We start from the raw sequence: 18,199 nt of genomic DNA on the forward strand, positions 1-18,199 counted from the left end.
ATGCCCGAGTACGACGAGGTGCTCGCCAGGCTTCGGCACCAAGGGGTGCCGAAGCGCGAGTCCATGCGGATCATGAGGGAAGCGACCGGCCTGGAATTCGGAGAGGTCCAGCGCCTCGTGCATGAGAGCCCGGTGTGGAGCGACCGCAAAGCGGGTGACGAAGCGGCCCAGGAGTGGTTCTTCCGCAGCATGTTCGTCCTCGCCGTGCTGGGAGAGGCAGACGTCACCGCGCCCGCCGAGGACGTGGCCGAATGTCACGACCGCAGGCAACGCGCGAGCACCCAGCTCCAGCACGCCTCGTCCGGTTTGCCGGACGAGGCGTTGGACCGCTACCGCGAGCTGATGGCCGACGGCCTGCTCGGCAGGGCGTTCGCCGAACTGGTGGCGGTGGCTCGGCCCCTTGGCGTGGAAGACCGCTGTTGGCAGGACTTGGGTGCGGCCGCCGACACGTTGCTCCTCAACGAGGACGCCGGTGACGAAGCGCCACCGAGCGACACCGAGGACTTCGTGTTGGCGGCCTACGACGTGCGTACCCGGCTCTACCTGTCGAGACTCCAGAACGGCGACACCGGGCCGACGCCACCACCCAGCGGGTAGGACGCCGCGACCGACCGGACGATGAAGTCCTTGCCGAACCGCACGGCCTCCGGCACCGAAGCACCACGAGCAAGCGCCGAGCTGATCGACGACGCCAAGGTGTCGCCGCTGCCGTGCGTGTTCTCGGTGTCGTAGCGCGGGCCGGGTAGTTCGATGAACTCGTGGCCGTCGTAGAGCAGGTCGAGGCACTCCGGGTCGTCCCACATGTGGCCGCCCTTCACGAGCACCCACTCCGGGCCCAGGGCGTGCAACGCCTCCGCCGCCACGCGCTGGTCCACGCGGTCCTTCACCTCGATGCCGGTGATCAGCCGCACCTCGTCGAGGTTCGGCGTCACCAGCGTCGCGCGCGGGAACAGCAGGCCGCGCAACGCGTCCAGGGCGTTGTCGGCGAGGAGTTGGTTGCCGTGCATGGACGCCGAGACCGGGTCGACGACGAACGGCGTCTTCCCCGAGCCGATGCCGACGCGGTCCAGGGCCGGTGTGATGGCCTCGATGATCGCCGCCGACGCGAGCATGCCGGTCTTCGCGGCCTGCACGCCGATGTCCTCGGCGACCGAGATGATCTGGGCCGCGACGACGTCCGCCGGGATCTCCGAGACTCCCGTGACGCCCAGGGAGTTCTGGACCGTCACGGCCGTCAGGGCGACGCAGCCGTGCACTCCGCACGCGAAGAGCGTGCGGAGGTCGGCCTGGATACCCGCACCACCGCCGGAATCGCTTCCGGCGATGGTGAGGACCCTGAGTGGTGGTTCGGTCACGAAGTCTCCACGACCGGGAGGTAGACCTTGTTGCCCGTGTCGGCGAACTCGTCGGATTTCTCCGCCATGCCCGCCTCGATCGCCTCCACTGTGGACAGTCCGCGTTCCTCGGCGTAGCGCCGCACGTCCTGCGTGATCTTCATGGAGCAGAACTTCGGCCCGCACATCGAGCAGAAGTGCGCCGTCTTCGCCGGTTCCGCGGGGAGCGTCTCGTCGTGGAACGAGCGCGCGGTGTCCGGGTCGAGCGACAGGTTGAACTGGTCCTCCCAGCGGAACTCGAAGCGCGCCTTGGACAGCGCGTCGTCCCAGTCCTGGACGCCTGGGTGGCCCTTGGCGAGGTCCGCGCTGTGCGCCGCGATCTTGTACGTGATCACGCCGATCTTCACGTCGTCCCGGTTCGGCAGGCCCAGGTGCTCCTTCGGGGTGACGTAGCAGAGCATCGCGGTGCCCAGCCAGCCGATCTGCGCCGCGCCGATCGCGGACGTGATGTGGTCGTACGCCGGCGCGATGTCCGTGGCCAGTGGCCCGAGGGTGTAGAACGGCGCCTCGCCGCACCACTCCTCCTCGAGCCGGACGTTCTCGGCGATCTTGTGCATCGGCACGTGGCCGGGGCCCTCGATCATGACCTGGACGTCCTTGGCGCGGGCGATGTGCGTGAGCTCGCCCAACGTCCTGAGCTCGGCGAACTGCGCCTCGTCGTTGGCGTCCGCGATGGAACCCGGCCGCAGCCCGTCACCCAGCGAGAACGTCACGTCGTAGGTGCGCAGGATGTCGCAGAGTTCCTCGAAGTGCGTGTAGAGGAAGCTCTCCTTGTGGTGCGCGAGGCACCACGCGGCCATGATCGCCCCGCCGCGCGAGACGATGCCCGTGACGCGCTTGGCCGTCAGCGGCACGTACCGCAGCAGCACGCCCGCGTGCACGGTCATGTAGTCGACGCCCTGTTCGGCCTGCTCGATCACGGTGTCGCGGTAGACCTCCCACGACAGCGCCGCCGGGTCGCCGTTCACCTTCTCCAGCGCCTGGTAGATCGGCACGGTGCCGATCGGCACCGGCGAGTTGCGCAGGATCCACTCGCGCGTCTCGTGGATCCGCTTGCCGGTGGACAGGTCCATGATCGTGTCGGCACCCCAGCGGGACGCCCACACCATCTTGTCGACCTCGTCCTCGATCGACGACGACACGGCGGAGTTGCCGATGTTGGCGTTGATCTTCACGAGGAACTTCTTGCCGATGATCATCGGCTCGGCCTCGGGGTGCTTGCGGTTCAACGGAATGACCGCACGCCCGATGGCCACCTCCTCGCGCACGAACTCCGCGTCGAGGTTCTCCCGCACCGCGATGTAGCGCATCTCCGGGGTGATGATCCCGGCCTTCGCGTACGCGAGCTGGCTGACAGCTCCGTTGATCGGTTCCCGTTCGGCGATCCACCCCGACCTCAGGTCAGGGAGTCCACTGTGGACGTCGATGGTCGCGTTGTCGTCGGTATACGGACCGGAAGTGTCGTACAGATCGACATGTTCGCCGTTGGTCAGTTCCACCCTGCGAAAAGGCACACCATCTCGGTACACCTTGCGAGACCCAGAGATCGGGCCGGTGGTCACACTGGGCTTGACCGAACGGTCGTCAAGTGCCGTCACGACATTCCTCCCTACGCCGGCATTACCCGGTCAGGTTCAGGCGGTCGGTGACGCCGGCACTACTGCCAGTCACCCTCTCAGCCCGCTCAGGCGCGAGCTCCCGCGTTGTGTTGAGTTGTCGAGAACCGACCATAGTCAGAGCGCGCCGTAGCTGCCAAGGGCGTCGTTTGCCCCTAATCTCTTCCTCGTGGCTGATCACCAGCCGTTCCCGCCCGGCGCGCGTCGCGGTCAGCGTCCCGCCGTGGTCTCGGCATGCCCTTCCTGCGGAGAACTCGCAGGTCGGGGCTACCCCGACTGCGGCTTCTGCGCGGAACTGCTCGACCAGTTCTGGCTCGCGGACTGGGAGGCGCTGCGCACGTCGTCCCAGCTGGCGGACCGGGAGCTGGCCGAACTGGTCACCTCCGCGGACGTCGGCCAGTACCCGTGGACGTGTGTCGACTGGGCGATGACGCTGCTGGCGTGCTCACGCTGCGGCGCCGAACTGGGCACCGGGCCGGTCGAGTGCGTGCGGTGCGCGGTCACCGAGGAACGCCGGTGGAGCTGGGACCACGCGGCGCACCCGTACACGATGAGCGCGAACGAGCATTTGCTGAGAGTCGCCCGCGCGGCCCTGCGCGCACCTCACCGGCGTCGTCCGGCCGTCGTGCAGGCCTGGCAGCTGGTGCTGCCGTTCCTGATCGCCGGTGAGGTGATCGAGTTCGGCCGCCTGGACCGGATCCGCGCGCACGTGCTGGCCGGCGGCTACGCGTCGATGGCGACCTGCCACACCTTCGGTGAGCTGGCCGGGTTGCCCGAGCTCTTCTGGCGCCGCGGCAACCCGATCTCAACGCGGGTCGAGTACCAGCCGGACTCCGAGCGCCAGCAGCACGCCGCCCGACAGCTTCTCGAGCGCGGGACGGACGCGCGGCCGGCCGAGCCAGCCCCTGATCGTGTGCAGGATCGAGACGATGATCAGGTACCAGACGGTGTCGATCAGCACCCAGCCGATGGCGAGGAAGAGCAGAACCCCCTGGCCGGCCTCCCCGGCAGGCACGAACTGCGGTAGGAACGAGATCGCGAACACGCCGAGCTTCGGGTTGGCCAGGTTCACGACCAGGCCGCTGCGGAACGCGTGGCCGGCGGGCGGCGGCGCGGCGTCGGGCAGGCTCTTGCTGATCAGGGCCTTGATGCCCAGGTAGATCAGGAAGACGGCTCCCGCGATCCGGAGTGCGTGGAACGCGATCTCGGACGCGGTGAGCAGGACGCTCAGGCCCAGGGCGGTGGCGATGGCCCAGCAGGCGACGCCGACCTCCATGCCGAACACCGTCGCCAGCGCGGCTTTTCGCCCGTGCACCGACTGTCGCAGGACCATGGCCGTGCCAGGTCCGGGCGACAGTGCGATGAGGAACGAGGCCGCGACGAAGGCGACGATGTTGTCGATGGGCATGCGTTGATGGTCGCTGGTTCCCGCAACTTGTTTCTTGACCTGGAGCGCGCTCCAGGATGTTCGGTGGCCCCATGACCTTGGAACTGGGCAAGCTGGGATTCGGCACGTGGGCCATGGGTGGACCGTTCTCGGGCCCGGACGGCCTGCCGGTCGGCTGGGGGCCGACTGACGACGGCGAGTCGGTCAAAGCGTTGCGGCGGGCGGTGGAGCTGGGCGTGACGCTGTTCGACACCGCGGACGTCTACGGCTGCGGGCACGCGGAGACCCTGGTGGGGCAAGCGCTTGCGGAAGTGCGTGACCAGGTGTTGATCGCCACGAAGTGGGGCTGCGGGTTCGACGCCTCGTCGAGGCGGATGACCGGGAACGAGGGGTCGGTCGAGTACCTGCGCCGCGCCGTCGAGGGGTCGTTGCGGCGGCTGGGGACCGACCGGATCGACCTCTACCAGCTGCACGTGGGCGACCTGGGGCTGGAGGCGGCGGCGTTGCTGCGCGACGAGTGCGAGGCGCTGGTCGCGGCCGGCAAGATCCGCGCCTACGGGTGGAGCACCGACGACGTCGAGCGGGCGCGGTTCTTCTGCGAGGGCGAGCACGGGATCGCGGCGCAGGCCGACATCAACCTGCTGTTCGACAACCCTGCGATGTACGCGGGTGACTTCGCGGTGCTGTGCCGGAGGCCGTTGGCGATGGGGCTGCTGGCGCGGGAGACGTTCTCGGAGTTGCCTGCGGACGACGTACGTGTGACGAACCCGTCCTGGCTGCGGTTCTTCGTCGACGGTCGGCCGTCACCGGCGTACTTCGCGGCTCGTGAGGCCGTTCGTGACGTGCTGACGTCGGGCGGTCGCACTTTGGTGCAGGGTGCGCTGGCGTGGTTCTGGGCGCGTTCTCCCCGCCTGGTGCCGATTCCGGGCGTCCGGACGGTGGCTCAGGTCGAGGAGAACGCGGGTGCTCTGGAGTTCGGCGCTTTGACGGTGGACGAGCTGGCGCAGGTGGAGTCGGTGCTCCGGCCCCAATCCTGAGTCTTAGTCCTCGTCGTCCTCGTCGAAGTTCGCGGGATCGGTCGGGTCCCACGAGAGGCCCGGCTGGTTCCACTCGTTGTCGCGCAGCATCCGCTTGGCTTCCTTCCTGTACCGGCCGATCAGGCGGTCGGTGTAGAGGTAGCCGTTGAGGTGGTCGGTCTCGTGCTGCAGGCAGCGCGCGAAGAAGCCGGTGCCCTCGACCTCGAACGGCTGCCCGTCGAGGTCTTGGCCGATCACCTTCGCCCACTGGGCGCGTCCGGTCGGGTACGCCTCGCCGGGCACGCTCAGGCAGCCCTCGAAGTCGTCGTCCGGGTCCGGCATGGTCTCCGGGACCCCGGAGGTCTCGAGCGTGGGGTTCACGATCGCACCGCGGTGCTGCACACCCTCGTCGTCCGGGCAGTCGTAGACGAAAATCCGCAGGTCGACGCCGATCTGGTTGGCCGCGAGCCCCACTCCGCGAGCCGCTGCCATCGTCTCGAACATGTCGTCGGCGAGGGTCTTCAGCCCGGTGTCGAACTCGGTGACCTCGCGCGTCGGGTTGTGGAGCACGGGGTCGCCGGCGATGCGGATGCGGTGGACGGCCATGGCTGAACTTTATGCGGTCCAAAACTGTCGGTGTCGCGCGGTAGGTTGGAACGATCACGTGATTGAATTGCCCGCACCTGAGATGGTGTGGCTACCGTGGGGAGCCAGATGGATCACGCCGAGACGCTCACCTCTGCTGACGGGCTGACCAGCCGCGAACGCACGATGCTCGCGTTCGAGCGTCAGTGGTGGAAGTACTCGGGATCCAAGGAACAGGCCATCAGGGAACTGTTCGACATGTCCGCGACCCGCTACTACCAGCTGCTCAACGCGCTCGTTGAATCCGAAGCCGCCCTGGCTGCCGATCCGATGCTCGTCAAACGGCTGCGCGGTGTCCGGACAGGCCGCCAAAGGGTTCGCGCCCGCGCCAGGAGCACCGAGGACCGATGACCTCCCCCGAGTCCGCAAGCCCGTCCCGTCCGGCCAAGGCCGCCGGCTTCGCCCTGCTCGGCGTCGCCGCCGTCGCGTTGGTGATCGGCATTGTGAGCCTCTTCAGCGGGGGGTCTTCCGACACACCCCCTGTTGCCGGAGGGTCTTCCACAACGCCTCCTCCCGTGGCCACTACCTCCGCTTCCGCGCAGGCCTCTTCTGAGCAGCCGCCTGTGTCGTCTTCTGCTGCCGGCACTACCTCGGCTTCGCCTACTGTGCCTGCTTCTTCTGTTGTGCCGCCTCCGCCTGTTACCCAGCCTGGGACTGCCAAGGCTCCGGTTCGGATTTACAACAACTCGACTATCACCGGGTTGGCTTCCAGGGCCTCTGATGAGGTTCGGGCCAGTGGGTGGACGGTTGAGGGGACTGGGAACTACTCCGGTGGGACCATTCCCACCACCACCGTCTACTTCCGGCCTGGGACTGATGAGGAAGCTTCTGCCAAGGAGCTGGCCTCGGTGTTGCGGGCCCGGGTTGAGCCTCGGTTCGATGGAATCCAGTCTTCTGCGGCTGGGATCATTTTGATTGTCACCAATGACTATCAGGGTGTTTCTAAGAACAAGTAGGTCGCCGATCGGGTGGTCACTTTGCGGGCGGCGGCCTTGCAGGGGCGCGACCGAGCGGGTGGTCACTTTGCGGGCGGCGAGTTTGCGTTGCGTGCTTCCCCTGGGGCTCTGCCCCCAGACCCCCGGCAATCTGATCAGGGGGTAGCGCCGCCTGTGGGTTGATGGCACGCCTGTTGCTTTGGGCGGCTGCCTGTTGCTTTGAGGGTTCGGTTTGCTGCGTATGCGGCTAGTGACACCAGTTGTGCTGGGTCTAGGGATGGGCGCACTACGTTTCGTGCCTTCGCCAGATGTGCCTGCGTCACCTCGGCCGCTTCTAGCGACTCCCGCATTGCCGTTAGTGCTGCTTCGCGGACCAGTGCTGCGCAGTCCGCTGCCGAGTACATGTCCAGTTCGCCTGCCAGGGCGGCCAGGTCCACGTCTTCGGTCAGGGGCGTGTTGCGGGATGAGGCCTTGAGGATTTCTGTGCGGGCCTCTGCGTCTGGTGGTGGCACGTAGACGAGGCGTTCCAGGCGGCCTGGGCGGAGTAGGGCCGGGTCGATCAGCTCTGGGCGGTTCGTTGCTGCGATCACCACTACGTCGCGGAGGGGTTCTACGCCGTCCAGTTCTGTCAGGAGGGCGGCTACCACTCGGTCGGTTACGCCTGAGTCTGAGGATTGGCCTCGGCGTGGGGCCAGGGCGTCCACCTCGTCCAGGAAGATCAGGGCCGGGGCTGCGTCTGCCGCTCTGCGGAAGAGTTCTCGTACTGCTCGTTCTGACTCGCCTACGAACTTGTCCATCAGTTCGGCGCCCTTGACTGTCAGGACGTTCAGTTGGCCTGAGCCTGCCAGGGCTCGTACCAGGAACGTCTTGCCGCATCCCGGTGGGCCGTAGAGCAGGACGCCTCGTGGGGGTTCTACTCCCAGGCGGGCGAAGGAGTCCGGGTAGCGCAGGGGCCAGAGGGCTGCCTCGGTGAGGGCCTGCTTGACCTCCTTCATGTCGCCTACGTCGTCCAGCGTCAGGCCGCCGGTTTGCACGGTGTCGGAGGCGGACATGGAGATCGGGCGGACTGTGTTCAGGGCGCCCAGCAGGTCTTCCTGGCCCACTCGGGGTTCTGCCACCTCGCGTTGGCGTAGGGCGGCTCGTACTGCTCCTTCTCGGCGGAGGGCGCAGAGGTCTGCCGCTACGAAGCCCGGGGTGCGGGCGGCCACCTCGCCGAAGTCCACATCGGACTCCAGGGGGACGTCGCGGAGAAGTACGCGCAGCAGTTCGGTTCTGCCTGCTGTGTCCGGGAGGGGAAGTGTCAGTTCGCGGTCCACCAGGTCTGGGGCGCGTAGGCGGGCGTCCACGGATTCTGCCCTCGCCGAGGTGACCACCAGGGCCAGGTTCGGGCGGGAGATCGCTGTGCGGAGCATGTCCAGGACGACGGTGGCCACCGGTGGTGGGGTGGTGGGCAGCAAGGCGTCGATGTCTGTCAGGAGCAGGACTGTGGGTTGTTCCGGGACGCCTGCGATCGCGTCGCCAAGTTGTTTGGCCATCGCGCCTGGCTCCAGTACGGCGATGCTGGGGGCGGCCAGTTCCACCACGGAGGCGTCGACGGACCTGGCTACCGCGCGGACCAGCGTTGCCTTGCCGACGCCTTCCGGGCCGCTGACCATTGCGGCCAGTCTCGCGGAGGCGCCCAGCTTCGTGAGGAGGTCGGGCTGGCGGAACATCAGTTCCAGCCACTCGGTGAGGCGGCGGGCCTGGTCGCGCTGGCCTACGAGGTCGGCGACGGGGAGTGCGTCGTGCTTCTCCTGCACCACGACAGGGGTCACCTCGGCGGCCGGGGCCTGGGCCGAGCGCCAGCCCACGACGCTCGACGGCTGCACTGCCACCGGACCCGCCGGGTCGGTCGAGGTGATGGTGATGAGTTCGTTGGTCCACGTCATGCCGATGGCGTTGGACAGCTTGCGGCGCGTCTCGGAGAGGTTCGCGCCGGGCGGCGGTGCCAGGTCCTGGGGGAGCAGCGAGACGTTGTCGCCGACTGTGAGGACCTTGCCGGTCAACGCCATACGCACGTGTTCTGGCGTTAGTGCTGTGGTGGCGAGGCGGGAGCCTGCGACGGTGATCGAGCGCGCGGCGGTCACCTGGACAGGGGCCACGACGATCTCGGAACCCTCGACCACGCCCAGGTTGGTGAGCGTGACGTCGTCGACCAGGACGACGCCGGGTGGTTGTTCACCGGCTGCGGCCAGGGCGGCGCTCACGCGGGCGCCGGTCAGCTTCACCGCGTCCCAGGCGCGCAGGCCCAGGGCGTCGAGCACCTCCGGGTGGAGGCGCACTACGCCGCGCCGGGTGTCCAGAGCGGACGGGGACAGGCGAGCCGTCAGCGTGATCACGCCGACGACTCTAGTTGACCTCGTCCGAATGCGGAGTTCGTTGGCAGCGGGGGCAAAAAGCCGGGGGCCGGACACGTTCGACGTGTCCGGCCCCCGGTTGGAAGTGCTGGCGATCAGCGTTTGGGCTGGCGCCTCAGTCCCAGCTGACGCCACGAACGGCGGCGTCCGTTGGAGCCGGACGCTGCGCTTTCTGCCGCAGCAGCGGTGGAGGCGTCACGCCGTGGGCGGCGCACCGCCCGCATGGCCGCGCCGGCGACACGACCGTGCAAAGGCTGACGCAGCCCAAGCCGACGAGCCGCAACCCCATGCGCCCGCTTGATGGCACGACGATCAGCACCGGTAACGGTCCACGCTTCGGGGTGCTTGGACAGCCACATGTACCGGCGCACCGAGTAAGGCAGGTGCGCGAGATAAATGACCATCGCGATGATCAGTGCCACCAACGGGTACGTGATGATCGCGGCGGCGAGCAGTCCGATGAGGACCAGCAGAGGTGCGACCGCGCGCGGCGGCACCTTCACCGTCTTCACGGAGAGCGTCGGGATGCGCGACACGAGCAGCATCGCGACGACGACGGTCCATACGCCGACGACGATCGGGTTGTTCCACCAGCCGTCACTGCGCACCTGCTCCTCGATGATGAGGGGGAGCAGCAGCAACAGGCCGCCTGCCGGAGCGGGGACGCCGACGAAGAACTCCTTCGCGAACGGCGGTTGTTCCTTCTCCAGCAACGTGTTGAAGCGGGCCAGGCGGACCACCATGCAGACGGCGAAGATCAGTGCGATGACCCAGCCCGCGCGGCTGCCCTCGAACTTCCAGAGGTAGATCGCGAGTGCGGGTGCGACGCCGAACGAGATGGCGTCGGCCAGCGAGTCGAGCTCCGCGCCCATCTTCGACGTCGCGTCCAGCATGCGGGCGATGCGGCCGTCCAGGCCGTCGAACACGGCCGCTGCCGCGATCGCGGCGATGGCCGCACCCCACATGCCGACGTTCGCGAAGTGCACTGCGGACAGGCCCGAGCACATGGCCAGGACCGTGATCGCGTTCGGCAGCAGGCGAACGCCGGGCCCGCTGGGCGCCATCAGGCCTCCGGGAGTTCGGCGAGAACGGTCTCGCCGCCGATCGTGCGCTGGCCGGCCTCGACCAGGACACGGCTGCCGCGCGGGACGTAGAGGTCGACGCGCGAACCGAAGCGGATCAGGCCGTAGGTCTGGCCGGCGGTGACCTTCTCGCCCTCGGCGACCTCGCACACGATGCGGCGCGCGACCAGGCCGGCGATCTGCACGACGACGAGGTCGTGGCCGTCGACGGTGCGCAGCAACACGGTGTTGCGCTCGTTCTCCTCGGAGGCCTTGTCGAGGTCGGCCGAGAGGAACTTGCCGGGGTGGTACGAGACCTGGACGACCTCGCCGTCCGCGGGCACGCGCTGCACGTGCACGTCGAAGACCGAGAGGAAGACGCTGACGCGCGTCATCGGCTGCGAGCCGAGGCCGAGCTCGGCGGGCGGGACGGCGTCGACCACGTGCGAGACGGTGCCGTCGGCCGGGGCCACGGCGAGGTTCGGACGGGTCGGCGTCACGCGCTTCGGCTCGCGGAAGAACCACGCCACCCACGCCGTGACCAGCGCGAGGACGACGCCCAGGCGCTTGAAGCGCAGCCGGACGAGGAGGGTCGCGATCGCCGCACCGGCGACGAACGGGCGCCCAGCCGGGTGCATCGGCGGCACCATGCCGCGCGCGAGTTCGAGGAAGTGGGAGACGGGCTTCTCGCTGCTCATCGTGTCTGTGGGTTCCGTAGCTTCCGTGGATTGTCGGGCGGCATCACGCTACGGCAACACGCCACACCGCCCATCGGGACTGCCGGAAAGACAAGTGGCCGGTCGGCCCGTGCATCCCCCGACGAATGCAGGGGCCGACCGGCACCTGCGGTCAGTGTAATCCCCGTCACATGGCGTGAACAACGTCGCTGGGTGAGCGTTCCGTCACAGTCCGTCGACGCCAAGCGCCTGCAGCCTGAAACGCACGTCAGGCACCCGGTTGGCGTCACGCACGGCGGGCGCGACCAGGTCCTCCGGATAGACCGCAGCTCCGTCCGGCATCCGCAGCACGAACAGTCCGCCCCAGTTGAGTTCCAGCGTCGCGCGGCCGGCTGTCACGAGCAGGTCAGCGACCATGCAACCGAGTAGTTCCGTCACGGCGTCGACGGCCGCTTCGTGCACCTCCTCGGTGGTCAGCGAGGCGTCCACGGGAGCTCCGGTCAGCTTGTGCAGCTCGGCCCGGGACAACGCCGCCAGCACGTCGGCCGGCGTCTCGCCGACCTTGCTCACCCTGCCCGCGTGCCGCAGCAGGTCGGCGTGCTGACGGACGAGCGCCGGTCCGGCCAGAGCGGCGAGCTCCTCCCAGGTGATCGGTGGCCCCCGCACCCCGACGAGCGCCGCAACCTCCTCGGGTGGCGTGCCGTCGAGCAACGGCCAGGACTGCCGTTCGTCGATCGCCTCGGCCACGCCGCCGGTGAACGGCGAGAGCCGCGCGATCGTCGCGACCCGCTCCCGGACCGGCGGGTGGCTGTTGAACACAGACTTCGGCTCCTGTGCGGCCAGCAGCGGCTCGATCTCGCGCAGCTGGTGCACGCGCCGCGGGTGGTCCAGGTAGGCGCGGAAGCCCTCCAGCAACGGCGGCGTGCGTCCGGCCAGCACCCCTAGCGCGACGTACCAGCGCTGGTAGTCGGCCCAGGCGGCACCGAGCGGGCCGCCGCGCAGCAACGAACGCATCGACGCCTCACGCCCGGCCGCCGCGACGGACACCTCGTCGGCGAACCGCTCGTGTACACGGCTCGCCGAGGCTGCGACCAGCGCATACAGCCTGGCCCACGCGTAGAGGACGCCGCTCAGGTAACCGGTGCCCTGCTCGCTCATCATCCCGAGGGCGACCTTCGCGCGGAACGTGACGGCGGAGAGTCGCGTGTGCCCGCCGCCGTAGTGGCCGAGCTCGTGGGCGAGCACCGACCGCAGTTCGCCGATCGTCATGCCGGCCACCCATGGCAGGCCGAGCTCCAGGTAACGCGTGCCGCGGCGTTCCCAGACGCCCGCGTTCGCCTCGTTGACGAGCCTGATGTCGTCAGGACTGCGGGTGCCGGCGATCGCCGCGAGCTCGTCGACGTGCCGCCAGAGTTCGGGGTGCGTCGCGCGGGTCAGCGGAACGCCGGTCGGCCGCGGGCGGGCCCAGATCGCCCTGACCAGCGCATACAGCGTCGGCGCGCCCAAGATGAGCGCCAACGCCAGGAGCCACGACCCGCCCTCGGCGTCACCTCGGCCGAAGAGGACGGACGCGAGGACGCCCAGGCTCGCGATGATGCCCACCGCGAGCACGAAGAACCCGGCGAGCATCACCAATGCCAGCGCTGCTCTCGTGTCCTGCTTCCCCCCAGATCGTTCAGAACTACTGCAGGTATCTCACGGTGACCTCTGCCCCCGCAGCCAGTTCCGTCACGTCCTCGGGCACCTCGATCAGGCAGTTCGACAGCGCGAGCGCCGACAGCAGGTGCGATCCCGGACCGCCGACGGGCGTCACGACCTGGCCGGACGACGGGTCGTGCAGGCCGCGCCGGAACTGCGTCTTGCCCGCCGGGGACGTCAGCCCCGTCGTGATCTTCGCCCGTGCGGAGGGGCGTTCGGGCTGCCGGTGGCCCATGGACGCCAGCAGCGCCGGCCGCACGAACACCTCGAACGACACCTGCGCGCTCACGGGGTTGCCTGGCAGCGACAGCACCGGCACGCCCTCGTACCGGCCGGAGCCCTGCGGCCCGCCCGGCTGCATCGCGACCTTGGTGAACCGCACGTCGTGGTCCGCGAGGGCGTCCTTGACCACCTCGTACGCGCCCGCGCTGACCCCGCCGGACGTCACGATCACGTCCACCGCGCCCAGGTACGGCTTCAGCGCCTGGTGGAACGCCTCGACGTCGTCCGGCACGAACCGCAGCTGGGTGGCGACGCAGCCCGCGTCCCGCACCGAGGAGGCGAGCATCATGCCGTTCGACTCGTAGATCTGGCCGAGCTCCAGCGGCCGGCCCGGTTCGACCAGCTCGGAGCCCGTCGACAGGACCAGCACGCGCGGGCGCCGGCGGACCGGCAGCTCGGGCAGGCCGAGTGCGGAGGCGAGGCCGAGCGTGGACGGGCGCAGCACGGTGCCCGCGGCCAGCACCGCGTCGCCCTTCTGCACGTCGTCGCCGCCGATGCGGATGTTCTGGCCGGGCTCCACGGCCCGGTGGATGGCCACGGTCTCGGTGCCGCCGTCGGTCCACTCGACCTGGACCACCGCGTCCGCGCCGGGCGGGAGCGGGGCGCCGGTCATGATCCGCTGCACCGTGCCGGGCTCCAGCGGGTTCAGCTGCGTGCGGCCCGCCGGGATGTCGTCCGCCACGACGAGACGGACCGTCTCGTCGTGGCTGAGGTCGGCCGCGCGCACCGCGTACCCGTCCATCGCGGAGTTGTCGAACGGCGGCAGGGCGAGCGGCGCGATGACGTCGGCGGCGAGCACGAGCCCGAGGCACTCCTCGAGCGGGAGCTGCAGCACGGGCATCGACCCGACGAGCTCCGCGACGCGCTGGCGGTGTTCGGCGACAGTGGTGGGGGACACGACTGCATACTGCCAACGTCGCGGTGGCCGTGACGACCGCTTTGCCCCGTTTCCTCCCGGAGGTGTTGTTCGTGCAGGTCCGGACCAGGCACACACCGACGTTCGGCGTGGCGAGACTCGTTCTCGCGCCCGGCGAGGCGGTGGTGGCGGACCCGCTGACCATCGCGGCCACCAGCTACGGGCTCGTCGTCGAGGTGAAGGGCGCCGGCGCCAAGGCCGTCGCGCTGTGCACGGCGGGCGCGGAGGGCGGCTGGATCGACGCGGCGCCCGTGCTGCCGGGAGACCTGCACCAGGTCGAGCTCGACGGGACACACGGCTGGTGCGTCGCCCGGCACAGCTGGATCGCGTCGAGCAGCACGGTGGCGATGAACCCCGGGGCGCCGCCGATGCAGGCGATCTTCGGGGGAGCCGAGGGCTTCATGAACTACGCGCACGGTCAGGGAGCGATGGTGCTCGCCTGTTACGGCGCGCTCGACCTCGTGACGCTGGAAGCAGGTGAAGCGGTGACCATCAGCAGCGATCACGTCGTGGCGTTCGCGGACACCGTTCAATGCCGTCTTCGGCCCTCGGCACCGGATGGCGCGCAATCCATTCAGACAGGCGAGGGCCTGGTGTTCGACTTCGCCGGTCCCGGTGCCGTGCTGACCCAGGCGCGCGGTCCCCGCCGGCTCACCACCTGGTTGCGCGCCAACGGAGTCAGCCCCTCGTTCATGACTCCGTAAGGAGGTATCCGCGTGAGATTTCTTTCTTTAGCGTTGCGTTCTGCGCTTTGCGCGAGGTGCGTGATCTGAAGGAGGACGTCTTGGCTCTCGGTACCGTCAAGTGGTTCAACTCCGAAAAGGGATACGGCTTCATCGCAACCGATGGCGGGCCCGACGTCTTCGTGCACTACTCGGCGATCCAGATGGAAGGCTTCCGGACGCTCTCAGAAGGCGACCGGGTGGAGTTCGAGGTGCAGGCCGGGCGGGACGGGCGCAGTCAGGCCTCGGACGTGCGCCGCGCCGGGTAGTGCCTTTGCGGGGCACCCGAGGTCCCTCTGATCACGGTTTCGGTGAACCCGGGGCAAGCCGATCCGGCCGGACGTTAGGCTGCCTTGCGTGTCGGAGGACCTGAGCGGACGGCGAATCGCCCATTACCGGATCGACGGTGTGCTGGGTCGCGGTGGCATGAGCGTGACGTACCGGGCCACAGACGTGAGACTGGGCCGGAAGGTCGCGCTCAAGGTCATCGGTGAGCACCTGGCGCCCGACGCGGAGTTCCGCGAGCGGTTCGTCGACGAGGCGCGCAACACGTCCGCGATCGACCACGCGAACATCGTGCCGCTGTACGACTTCGACGAGGTCGAGGGCCTGCTCTACATCGCGATGCGGCTCGTGGACGGCCAGGACCTGTCCGGGCACATCAAAGAGGGCCCGCTCACCCCGGCACGCACGTTGATGCTGCTCGCCCAGGTGGCCGAAGCGCTCGACATGCTGCACGGCAAGGGCCTCGTGCACCTCGACGTGAAGCCGGCCAACGTGCTGGTGACCCAGAAGGAGGGCGTGCGCGAGCACGTCTACGTCGCCGACTTCGGCCTGACCCGCCGCGGCGCCACCGGCCACCGCACCCGAACGGGTGATTTCCTCGGCTCGCCGACCTACGCGGCGCCGGAGCACCTGCGTGGCGAGCCCGTCGACGGCCGCACCGACCAGTACGCGCTCGCCTGCATGATCTTCGCCTGCCTGTCCGGCCGTCCGCCGTTCCAGGGCGGTGTGCAGGAGGTCATCGCGGGCCACCTCGGCAGCGTCGTGCCCGCGCTGTCACAGGTCGTGGCGTTGCCGCCGGCGATCGACGACGTGATCCGCAAGGGCACCTCGAAGGACCCGGCGCAGCGGTACGCGAACTGCGCCGAGCTCGTCAACGCCGCCCGCGTCGCTCTCGCCGGGGTCGCGCAGAGCTCGGCTCCCGCTCAACTCGGACCACAGTCCGGCTCGTTCCCCGCTCAATCGCCGGTCTCCGGGCCGATGCCGGTGCAGCAGGGGCAGTACCAGGGCGGCTACCAGCAGCAGTTGCAGGACCCGGTCCGGCTGCGCCCGCCGAACCAGGTGGGCGTGAGCGCGTTCACGTCGTCGAACAAGAAGGAACGTCCAGCGTGGTTCGCGCCGGTCATCGCGGCCGTGGCGGCGATCGTGGTGATCATCATCGTGGTGGTGATCCTTTCGCCTGGTGACGAGCCCGCACGGCAGCCCAAGACGAGCTCCGCCCCGTCGCTGAACATCGGCGAAGAGACGACCTCGAAGAAGCCGCTGCCGACCTCTGTGCCGGTGCGCACATCACGCTGAGAGTCGCCTGCGAGTGGTCCGGGTTCGCTTGCACTCGACGTGCCCGAGTGCTAAACACGAACTAGCACTCGGCTCCATCGAGTGCCAAAAGTGAGGCTGGGACGGTGAGGCCCTCCGGGGTCGTCCGTCGCGGGCACCGAGCCTGGCCACGCGAATCGTGTTCCGCTGCGGGCAAGCGCTCGCAGTGGCCCAGAATCCACATAGGCGGAGGAACACACCGCAATGGCCAAGATGATTGCGTTCGACGAGGAAGCCCGTCGCGGTCTCGAGCGCGGGATGAACATCCTCGCTGACGCCGTCAAGGTGACGCTCGGCCCGAAGGGCCGCAACGTCGTGCTCGAGAAGAAGTGGGGCGCGCCGACCATCACCAACGATGGCGTCTCCATCGCGAAGGAGATCGAGCTCGAAGACCCGTGGGAGAAGATCGGGGCCGAGCTCGTCAAGGAGGTCGCGAAGAAGACCGACGACGTCGCCGGTGACGGTACGACCACCGCGACGGTGCTCGCACAGGCTCTGGTCCGCGAGGGCCTGCGCAACGTGGCCGCCGGCGCCAACCCGCTGGGCCTCAAGCGCGGCATCGAGCAGGCCGTCGAGGCCATTGCCGAGCAGCTCCTGAAGAACGCCCAGGAGATCGAGACGAAGGAGCAGATCGCTGCTACCGCGTCCATCTCCGCCGCTGACCCCACGATCGGCGCGCTCATCGCCGAGGCGATGGACAAGGTCGGCAAGGAAGGCGTCATCACCGTCGAGGAGAGCAACACCCTCGGTCTCGAGCTTGAGCTCACCGAAGGCATGCGCTTCGACAAGGGCTACATCTCCGGTTACTTCGTGACCGACCCCGAGCGTCAGGAAGCGACCCTCGAGGACCCGTACATCCTGCTGTTCGGCTCCAAGATCTCCACGGTCAAGGACCTGCTCCCGCTCCTCGAGAAGGTCATGCAGGGCGGCAAGCCGCTGCTGATCATCTCCGAGGACGTCGAGGGCGAGGCCCTGGCGACCCTGGTCGTCAACAAGATCCGTGGCACCTTCAAGTCCGTCGCCGTCAAGGCGCCTGGCTTCGGTGACCGCCGCAAGGCCATCCTCCAGGACATCGCCACCCTCACCGGTGGCCAGGTCATCACCGAGGACGTCGGCCTGAAGCTGGAGAACGCCGACATCTCGCTGCTGGGCAAGGCCCGCAAGGTCGTCGTCACCAAGGACGAGACGACCATCGTCGAGGGTGCCGGCGACGCCGACCAGATCCAGGGTCGCGTCAACCAGATCCGCGCCGAGATCGAGAAGTCGGACTCCGACTACGACCGCGAGAAGCTCCAGGAGCGCCTCGCCAAGCTCGCCGGCGGCGTCGCCGTCATCAAGGCGGGCGCGGCCACCGAGGTCGAGCTCAAGGAGCGCAAGCACCGCATCGAAGACGCGGTCCGCAACGCCAAGGCCGCCGTCGAAGAGGGCATCGTCGCCGGTGGTGGCGTCGCGCTGCTCCAGGCCGCCGAGGCCGCCTTCGCGGGCCTGAAGCTCACGGGCGACGAGGCCACTGGCGCCAACATCGTCAAGGTCGCCGTCGAGGCTCCGCTGAAGCAGATCGCCATCAACGCCGGCCTCGAAGGCGGCGTCGTGGTCGAGCGCGTCAAGTCCCTGCCCGCGGGCGAGGGCCTGGACGCCGCGACCGGCGAGTACAAGGACCTGATCAAGGCCGGCATCATCGACCCGGCCAAGGTCACGCGTTCCGCGCTGCAGAACGCCGCGTCCATCGCCGCCCTGTTCCTGACGACGGAAGCCGTCGTCGCGGACAAGCCGGAGAAGAACGCTGCTCCGTCCGCACCGGACGCCGGCGGCATGGACTTCTGAGTCCGTCCGCAACGCATCACCTCTGAAAGGC

General features: G+C 68.7%; 17 protein-coding genes and 1 riboswitch. Of the genes, 8 read left to right on the forward strand and 9 right to left on the reverse strand.

What is annotated here, in order from left to right; translation table 11 throughout:
• Nucleotides 1-597, forward strand: a complete 597-nt coding sequence (locus tag IG04_RS0132700; protein WP_030480603.1) for a hypothetical protein — start codon at nt 1-3, stop codon at nt 595-597.
• Here the strand turns inward: IG04_RS0132700 and thiD are convergent.
• The 3 genes from thiD to IG04_RS0132720 form a co-directional block, all read right to left on the reverse strand.
• Nucleotides 540-1,355: a bifunctional hydroxymethylpyrimidine kinase/phosphomethylpyrimidine kinase gene (gene thiD, locus IG04_RS0132705; RefSeq protein ID WP_030480604.1), complete on the reverse strand. Its 816-nt coding sequence runs from the start codon at nt 1,353-1,355 to the stop codon at nt 540-542. The genes IG04_RS0132700 and thiD overlap by 58 nt on opposite strands.
• Nucleotides 1,352-2,992, reverse strand: a complete 1,641-nt coding sequence (gene thiC / locus IG04_RS0132710; protein WP_030480605.1) for a phosphomethylpyrimidine synthase ThiC — start codon at nt 2,990-2,992, stop codon at nt 1,352-1,354. Before thiC ends, thiD begins: the two co-directional genes overlap by 4 nt.
• Nucleotides 2,982-3,106: riboswitch (TPP riboswitch) on the reverse strand. Its footprint overlaps the gene before it by 11 nt.
• A 709-nt stretch (nt 3,107-3,815) precedes the next feature.
• Entirely contained in the window at nt 3,816-4,418 is a 603-nt protein-coding gene (locus IG04_RS0132720; protein WP_030480607.1) for a LysE family translocator, read from the reverse strand.
• A gap of 71 nt (nt 4,419-4,489) precedes the next feature.
• On the opposite strand from IG04_RS0132720, the gene IG04_RS0132725 reads away from it, so the two are divergent.
• Nucleotides 4,490-5,434 (forward strand): aldo/keto reductase, encoded by a 945-nt coding sequence (locus IG04_RS0132725; RefSeq protein ID WP_211257852.1) that lies wholly within the window; start codon nt 4,490-4,492, stop codon nt 5,432-5,434.
• A gap of 3 nt (nt 5,435-5,437) precedes the next feature.
• Here the strand turns inward: IG04_RS0132725 and IG04_RS0132730 are convergent, their stop codons facing one another.
• A complete protein-coding gene (locus tag IG04_RS0132730) occupies nt 5,438-6,019 on the reverse strand; it encodes a peptide deformylase (RefSeq protein WP_030480609.1) in 582 nt (193 codons plus the stop codon).
• A gap of 108 nt (nt 6,020-6,127) precedes the next feature.
• On the opposite strand from IG04_RS0132730, the gene IG04_RS0132735 reads away from it, so the two are divergent.
• Together IG04_RS0132735 and IG04_RS45735 are read left to right on the forward strand one after the other, a co-directional pair.
• Complete coding sequence (locus IG04_RS0132735; RefSeq protein ID WP_030480610.1) at nt 6,128-6,409, forward strand: DUF3263 domain-containing protein; 282 nt, start codon at nt 6,128-6,130, stop codon at nt 6,407-6,409.
• A complete protein-coding gene (locus IG04_RS45735; RefSeq protein ID WP_084402096.1) occupies nt 6,406-7,014 on the forward strand; it encodes a LytR C-terminal domain-containing protein in 609 nt (202 codons plus the stop codon). Before IG04_RS0132735 ends, IG04_RS45735 begins: the two co-directional genes overlap by 4 nt.
• Nucleotides 7,015-7,148: 134 nt before the next feature.
• Here the strand turns inward: IG04_RS45735 and IG04_RS0132740 are convergent, their stop codons facing one another.
• The 5 genes from IG04_RS0132740 to moeA form a co-directional block, all read right to left on the reverse strand.
• A complete protein-coding gene (locus tag IG04_RS0132740) occupies nt 7,149-9,371 on the reverse strand; it encodes an AAA family ATPase (RefSeq protein WP_084590035.1) in 2,223 nt (740 codons plus the stop codon).
• A gap of 113 nt (nt 9,372-9,484) precedes the next feature.
• Complete coding sequence (gene pssA, locus IG04_RS0132745; RefSeq protein ID WP_144065654.1) at nt 9,485-10,453, reverse strand: CDP-diacylglycerol--serine O-phosphatidyltransferase; 969 nt, start codon at nt 10,451-10,453, stop codon at nt 9,485-9,487.
• Entirely contained in the window at nt 10,453-11,148 is a 696-nt protein-coding gene (locus tag IG04_RS0132750) for a phosphatidylserine decarboxylase (RefSeq protein WP_030480613.1), read from the reverse strand. Before IG04_RS0132750 ends, pssA begins: the two co-directional genes overlap by 1 nt.
• 204 nt (nt 11,149-11,352) lie before the next feature.
• Nucleotides 11,353-12,756: a M48 family metallopeptidase gene (locus tag IG04_RS0132755; RefSeq protein ID WP_216824334.1), complete on the reverse strand. Its 1,404-nt coding sequence runs from the start codon at nt 12,754-12,756 to the stop codon at nt 11,353-11,355.
• 52 nt (nt 12,757-12,808) lie between these two features.
• Nucleotides 12,809-14,005, reverse strand: coding sequence for a molybdopterin molybdotransferase MoeA (gene moeA, locus IG04_RS0132760; protein ID WP_030480615.1), 1,197 nt, complete (start codon nt 14,003-14,005; stop codon nt 12,809-12,811).
• Between the two features lie 71 nt (nt 14,006-14,076).
• Here moeA and IG04_RS0132765 point away from each other — a divergent pair, with 71 nt between their 5' ends.
• The 4 genes from IG04_RS0132765 to groL all read left to right on the forward strand — a co-directional run bounded on the left by IG04_RS0132765 (nt 14,077) and on the right by groL (nt 18,168).
• A complete protein-coding gene (locus IG04_RS0132765; protein WP_030480616.1) occupies nt 14,077-14,727 on the forward strand; it encodes an AIM24 family protein in 651 nt (216 codons plus the stop codon).
• Between the two features lie 80 nt (nt 14,728-14,807).
• Nucleotides 14,808-15,014 (forward strand): cold-shock protein, encoded by a 207-nt coding sequence (locus tag IG04_RS0132770; protein WP_030470913.1) that lies wholly within the window; start codon nt 14,808-14,810, stop codon nt 15,012-15,014.
• Between the two features lie 88 nt (nt 15,015-15,102).
• Nucleotides 15,103-16,326 carry a serine/threonine-protein kinase gene (locus IG04_RS0132775; protein ID WP_084402093.1) on the forward strand — a complete coding sequence of 408 codons (1,224 nt, stop codon included), beginning with the start codon at nt 15,103-15,105 and terminating at the stop codon, nt 16,324-16,326.
• A gap of 222 nt (nt 16,327-16,548) precedes the next feature.
• Nucleotides 16,549-18,168 (forward strand): chaperonin GroEL, encoded by a 1,620-nt coding sequence (gene groL / locus IG04_RS0132780; protein WP_030480618.1) that lies wholly within the window; start codon nt 16,549-16,551, stop codon nt 18,166-18,168.
• Nucleotides 18,169-18,199 lie beyond the last annotated feature (31 nt).

Source organism: Lentzea albidocapillata (genome assembly GCF_000719115.1).
In the GTDB taxonomy this organism is placed as follows: Bacteria; Actinomycetota; Actinomycetes; order Mycobacteriales; family Pseudonocardiaceae; genus Lentzea; species Lentzea albidocapillata.

What these genes read in the sequence shown, in the direction of transcription:
- IG04_RS0132730 (WP_030480609.1), bottom strand. Translation starts at nt 6,019, where the DNA reads ATGGCCGTCCACCGCATCCGCATCGCCGGCGACCCCGTGCTCCACAAC.
- groL (WP_030480618.1), top strand. Translation starts at nt 16,549, where the DNA reads ATGGCCAAGATGATTGCGTTCGACGAGGAAGCCCGTCGCGGTCTCGAG.
- IG04_RS0132700 (WP_030480603.1), top strand. Translation starts at nt 1, where the DNA reads ATGCCCGAGTACGACGAGGTGCTCGCCAGGCTTCGGCACCAAGGGGTG.
- IG04_RS0132750 (WP_030480613.1), bottom strand. Translation starts at nt 11,148, where the DNA reads ATGAGCAGCGAGAAGCCCGTCTCCCACTTCCTCGAACTCGCGCGCGGC.
- IG04_RS0132755 (WP_216824334.1), bottom strand. Translation starts at nt 12,756, where the DNA reads ATGCTCGCCGGGTTCTTCGTGCTCGCGGTGGGCATCATCGCGAGCCTG.
- IG04_RS0132735 (WP_030480610.1), top strand. Translation starts at nt 6,128, where the DNA reads ATGGATCACGCCGAGACGCTCACCTCTGCTGACGGGCTGACCAGCCGC.
- IG04_RS45735 (WP_084402096.1), top strand. Translation starts at nt 6,406, where the DNA reads ATGACCTCCCCCGAGTCCGCAAGCCCGTCCCGTCCGGCCAAGGCCGCC.
- IG04_RS0132725 (WP_211257852.1), top strand. Translation starts at nt 4,490, where the DNA reads ATGACCTTGGAACTGGGCAAGCTGGGATTCGGCACGTGGGCCATGGGT.
- pssA (WP_144065654.1), bottom strand. Translation starts at nt 10,453, where the DNA reads ATGGCGCCCAGCGGGCCCGGCGTTCGCCTGCTGCCGAACGCGATCACG.
- IG04_RS0132720 (WP_030480607.1), bottom strand. Translation starts at nt 4,418, where the DNA reads ATGCCCATCGACAACATCGTCGCCTTCGTCGCGGCCTCGTTCCTCATC.